Genomic DNA, 5802 nt, shown 5'->3' on the forward strand with positions numbered 1-5802 from the left:
GGTGATCGCGCCCGTAGTTCCAGCATCCACCATGCCGATGCTCATGGTCACAGCCCAGCCATGGGCTTCCATGGCCTGACAGACGCCCGCTTGCATCCGCTCCAGAGACACCAACCCGGCGGCGGCGGTATCGGACAACAACAGACAGAACTCATCCCCGCCGAGGCGGGCGGCCAGATCGGATGGCCGAATGTTGGCGCGAAGGGTCTCCGCCACACTGATCAGTACCTGATCTTCTTCGTCATGGCCAAGGGTGTCGTTGACTGCCTTGAAGCCATCCAGATCCATGTAGGCGAAAACGAACGAGTTTTTCGACCGCCGTCGGCGGTCACACTCCAACGCCAGCCGCTCCATCAGCACGATCCGGTTGGAAAGGCCGGTCAAGGGATCACGCCGCGCCCTGTCCATGGTCTCCCTTTGCAGTTTGGCGATGTAGGCGGTGAGATAGACCACGGTGGAAATGACTGCAACCCGGCTGATGACGCCGGTGAGAAAAATACCGCTCTCCGGGGATTCATGGCGGCGGACGATGTTGTACGACGCGATCGACAGCATCGAAACCGCCGCGATGATGTATCCGAGGCGCTTACCCCCCACCCAAGCGGCATAGATGGCGGCCATAAGATAAATGACGTTGAAATCCAGGTCGGGGGGAGTCCCCCAGTCAATAACAATGGCAAACGCCAGACCGAATGCCCGACAGAATCGCGTGTCGGTATTTGGCGGACGTCGGCCGGGTCATCGTATTCATTGTAGCGTTGTGGTCAATGCTGGACTCACCGCCGTGTAGTCCCGCGTAGCTACCTCGAATAGACGCGCGCTTTGATGCGCGCAGGCAAGGTAACCAGACCTCCGCTGACGTTTGTCCACATGGCTTTACGTTCGACTGATGCAGGAAAGAGTATAGACAAGGTTGTCTTAGGAACTCCTACTTATTCGCTCACCGGAGCATACACGCAATACCCGCGTGGTGGAGCTGGAAATTCAGAATTGCCTTCGGCATCAGTCATTCGCTCATCCGGATGAGCTCCATCCTTGCCGTCCCATGCCCCCGGAATGAACCTCTGGTTATGCCACTTCGTTTCAACCGACGTACCACTCCATTGCGTTCCGAGATTGTTGAGTAGATAGATCAGGCCGCTTTGCGAATCTGTTCCTCCCCGCTGGGAGATGTAGAGATCCGGATCGGCATGTAGGATGCACCTTTCCCCACCGGCATGCGCGTGGTGCGCGGCTATTTCGTAGGACGACTAGAGAGATCGTTGACGATCGACGCCAATTTTGCCTTTTGCCAACTATTACTAGCAGCAACGATTTTGAGTTTTGAAATAGCTATTCGTCTTCGGCACCCATACTACGACAAGGTCTGTCATCGGATACCCATGAACATGCCTATTGCGGAGTGCGATGCGATTAGCGCACCCGCGCCGAGCGTTTCGTCATCGGGTCATTGGGCAGGCATGATGCCTCTAAACAACAGATAATCCCTAAACATCTGCGACACAAAGCACCTAAAGCTACAGTCCAAGGCTGTCGGACTTGGGTTAAGGTCCACCGAAGAGCTACAATCCTTGCACAACCTTTTGGGCCCGTGCGTTGCGATCATCTACGGAGCCCGTGCGTCCTCCACCTGACGTGAGCAGCGCGTGACCGGAATGTTGACTGGACAAACTTCGGGACTGTCGTTCAATGGCAAATCCTCACAGACGCACATAGATGCGTCCGGAAGTAGTCTGATTCAGCGCCTGCGAGCTTCGTTATGTGATTACAACAACATACTTTCTTCATGTATGTGGTGGATAGTTCTTGGCATTCTCTTGTGCGTCCCGGTCCCGTCGGCTTCCGCGGCAGAGCCTAGTGCGAAAAATGTGCTGATACTGTTTAGCTCTATTGAAGGAAACCCTCACTTTTTAGACATAGTTGAACCCGCGATACGGTCTCGTGTTCCCGGACCAATCAACTTCTATGTCGCGTACCTGGTAAACAATCCAGACCCGGTGAAAATAAAGTTTTCTCAGGAGAGCCAAGCGGAGACTTTCCGGCGCCTCTACGCTGAGGTGAAGCTTGATGTTGTGATCGCGGTTGCACCCCAAGCGCTTCTGTTTGCGGTGAAATACCGTGACAGGATATTTCCCGATGTGCCCATTGTCTTTACCCAGGTCGGTACCAGGGAGTTTCTTGGACGGACATGGCCAAGGGTGACTGGTCTCACAGTCCCTGTGGGTATTGGAGAGACGATCGATCTGGCACTTCAACTGAATCCAGATACAAAAGCGGTAGCAGTGCTCGGCGGTGTGGACTGGTACTGGTTGGCAGTCGTACATTCCGAGCTTCTTCGCTATCAGGGCAAGGTAAGGGAGATCGTCTTCAACGACCCTGCAAGCCGTGCGCTGCTTGAGAAAGTTCTTGCGCTTCCTCCCCAAACGGTGGTCCTGTTTCATATCACGCCGTCGAACGCAAGCCAGCCCGAGTTCGGAGGCTGGCAACTTCTCGCTGCGGTCACACAGCGTTGGCCGACCTATTCTGCCTGGCCCGTATGTTTGGATCACGGGTGCGTTGGCGGAGCATATCCTGACCTCGCGAAAGAACATTTATCGACGGCAGTAATCGCCGCGCGGGTACTGTCAGGGGAGCGACCGGAAGATATTCCTATTGCACATGACACCTATCTGCAGGACCGTGTGGATTGGCGTGAGCTTCGCCACTGGAATATTCCGGAGTCGGCGCTCCCGTCGGGCAGCGTGATTCTGTACCGCCCTCCTTCGTTGTGGGAGAGCTACCGAAGATACCTGATCGCCATGATCATGGTGATCGGTGCACTACTTCTGTTGGTTATCGGACTACTGTGGGAGCGAGCGAGAAAGCGGAAGGTTGAATCTCAGCTTCGCGAAAGCGAAAAGCGTTTCCGGGTGATGACGGACACGACCCCTTCGCTGGTGTGGATGTGCGATCCACAAGGCAAGGTCACCTATCTGAACCAGCGGCGAATCGAGTTTACGGGTTCGAACTCGAATGCGGGGTACAGTGATAGCTGGGCTACGTATGTTCATCCGGACGATTTGAAAAATCTGAAGGATGGCATGTCACAGGGTCTGAAGAATCAGCAGGCATTTTCGCGCGAGTATCGGCTTCGCAGGAGCGATGGAGTTTATCGCTGGATGTTTGATGTAGCCTCTCCCCGCGAAAATGGCGACGGGTCATTCGGCGGATTCATCGGCTCGGCGGTTGATGTGACAGACCAGAAGCATGCCCAGCAAGCTCTCGAAAAGATAAGCGGTCAACTGATCGAAGCCCAGGAGAAGGAACGCGCCCGCATCGCGAGAGACCTGCATGACGACATTTGCCAGCGGCTGGCGGTCCTTTCAATGGAGATTGAGCAGGCAAACCGCAGTGTGAGCGAATCTTCCGAAGGTACGAAAAAGAGCCTGGAAGAAATAGGGCAACATTGTTCCGAGATTGCAGTTGACCTTCAATCACTGTCGCATCAGTTGCACTCATCGATGCTCGACTGCCTAGGCATCGTGGCCGCCATCCAAGGGTTTTGCCAAGAGCTTTCCAAACAGCATGAGCTGGACATTGAGTTCCGGGACTCGGATGTGCCGAGAGATTTGCCCAAGGATATTTCACTGTGCCTTTTCCGAATCGTCCAGGAAGCTCTGCATAATGCGATGAAATATAGCGAAACCGACCAATTCTCCGTGGCCTTATGCGCCACAGCGGAAGAGGTTCAACTCGTCGTCCGTGACACAGGCGCAGGCTTTGATGTTGAAGAAGCGAAGAAGAATCGAGGATTAGGCCTCGTCAGTATGCAGGAACGGGTAAATCTGGTCCACGGCAGGTTTTCCGTCGAGTCAAAGCCCGGCCAGGGAACGAGAATCTTTGCCGCCGTGCCCTTCGTTGCTGAAAATGAAAACACTCCACAGGCTTCACAGGGTAAGGAGCCGGCAGTTGTCCATCAGGTGACGTGAGTTAACTCACAAGTGGAATGACCGGGACTCTTGATTGTCACGACTTCTCGGAGATACCACATGAAGACATCTCGGCATCATTCAAATCCCAAGTCATCGGCAAAAACAGGAAGTAATCACACAACGAGTCCGCCCGCATATCGACGGTTCTGCAAAACGGGATCAAGTAACTACGAATTCCAAGACTGCGAAGAACGGCAAATTATCGAAAACGTGATTTTACAGGCAAATCAAGGGGTAGATTGCCCTTGCCCGATGAGTAAATTGGCGATTTAGCGTCAGTACCGAGGTATTTCTGCCGATAAGGGTGTTTAACGATAGTGATCCAGAGTTTCTATCCTTCACTTATAGCTTGCCTGCCGCGCACTCTCAGCCAAGTGCGTCACCGGAATTCGAACTTTCCGCCGCGCCGTTTCTGCCACCTTTAGATCCGCCGGAAAGGCCGGCGAGCCCAATCTAGCTTGGATGCTGAGCATTTGTCCCTCCTATTTGACAATCGCATCGGATGTCGGATTGAGGATGACAGACACTTCGCAATCGAGGAGATTCTTCTTGTCCTTTCGGGCGGCCTGTTTCCCTGCATTCAAGACTTCTACAGGTAATATTGGAGCGTAATCCGCCTTTTGTCGGCTTCCTCCTCTCGAATTGTCGGAATGTCAATGAAGGGCTTTAATGGAAGCCGACCGAGGGCCTGTATGCAAGACGATGCGACAGAAGCGTAACTGCCGCAACTGATAGAAGGTACGGAATACTACATTTGGTCAGTCGACAAGGCGGCGATGGTGAGAATACCGGGTTATGACTCACCGGAGGATCTCATCGCACCGGTCAAAGACCTGACCCCGATGTGTGGGTTCATCTGGAGGTAACGGGCCATGTACAGACGGGCGCTGGACGAGCAAGGGGAAATTGCCATGCGCCCTCGCGCCGACCAAGACAGCGGCGGGGAGAGACGGCCGTTATCCCGATGCCGTGTAAAACGTCGCCAGTCTAGCGCACCCATTGTGAGCGGATTAGGCGCAATACGACTCTTGGTCCTTGTCTTCCTGTCATGTCTTCTGCCTCCCTCATTCGGGCAGGAAAAGCCCGAACCCAAAAACATACTGGTCATGATGATGGACATCTCAGCGCGTGCCTTCACCGACCCGCTTGAATCTTCGTTGCGGGCTCGCTTTCATGGAGACATTTCGTTCTACGAAGCTTTTCTTGGAGCGTCGCCACCAATTACGAAGCCATATCTGGCGAGTACGGCACAGGAACTCCGCGCACGATTCGCCAAAACGAAACTCGATCTTGTGATCGCAGTCCATCCGGAGACACTGGAATTCCTGCTCCAATACCGCGACCTGGCTTTCCCCGGCGTGCCGATCGTTTATTGTGGGGTCGGCACGAGGATATACGGAGGCAAGACATGGCCTGGAATGACAGGATGGACCTCTCCGGAACCATTCGGTGAAACCATCGATCTCGCTCTCCGACTCCAGCCCGACACACAGGCGGTTGCAGTTCTCGCGGGGGAACCCACGAATCCCACATGGCTCGAAAGTACCCGGTCCGAACTTCGTCGCTACAAAGGAAAAATCAGAGAGATCGATATCCTCGACCCAGCCGGACCGGATGTACTGAAGAAGGTAGAAGCACTTCCGTCCCGAACTATCGTACTTTTTAACATCCTCGTATATCGAAAGGGCGAAGCAAAACTAAAAGGTTACGATCTGCTCGAAGCAATCTCGAAGCGCAGACCTACTTACTCTGCCATGAAGACTCTGTGCCTGAACCATGGTTGTATTGGCGGAGTGTACGAAGACAGCCTCAAGCTGGCTGAGTCGGTGGC

General features: G+C 54.1%; 3 protein-coding genes and 1 pseudogene. 2 read left to right on the forward strand and 2 right to left on the reverse strand.

All coding sequences use genetic code 11. The features are described 5' to 3' along the window. Together GSQ86_RS21805 and GSQ86_RS21810 are read right to left on the reverse strand one after the other, a co-directional pair. A partial coding sequence (locus GSQ86_RS21805) for a GGDEF domain-containing protein (RefSeq protein WP_216841252.1) occupies positions 1 to 621 on the reverse strand: 621 nt, incomplete at its 3' end. A gap of 311 nt (positions 622 to 932) precedes the next feature. Continuing rightward, positions 933 to 1238, reverse strand: a complete 306-nt coding sequence (locus GSQ86_RS21810) for an alpha-amylase domain-containing protein (protein ID WP_371720733.1) — start codon at positions 1236 to 1238, stop codon at positions 933 to 935. Between the two features lie 759 nt (positions 1239 to 1997). On the opposite strand from GSQ86_RS21810, the gene GSQ86_RS21815 reads away from it, so the two are divergent. Together GSQ86_RS21815 and GSQ86_RS21820 are read left to right on the forward strand one after the other, a co-directional pair. Continuing rightward, entirely contained in the window at positions 1998 to 3968 is a 1971-nt protein-coding gene (locus GSQ86_RS21815; protein WP_254062545.1) for a PAS domain S-box protein, read from the forward strand. Positions 3969 to 5077: 1109 nt separating this feature from the next. Continuing rightward, a pseudogene (locus GSQ86_RS21820) lies at positions 5078 to 5802 on the forward strand (PAS domain S-box protein); the annotation flags it as partial.

The organism is Acidobacterium sp. S8 (assembly GCF_009765985.1).
In the GTDB taxonomy this organism is placed as follows: Bacteria; Acidobacteriota; Terriglobia; order Terriglobales; family Acidobacteriaceae; genus Alloacidobacterium.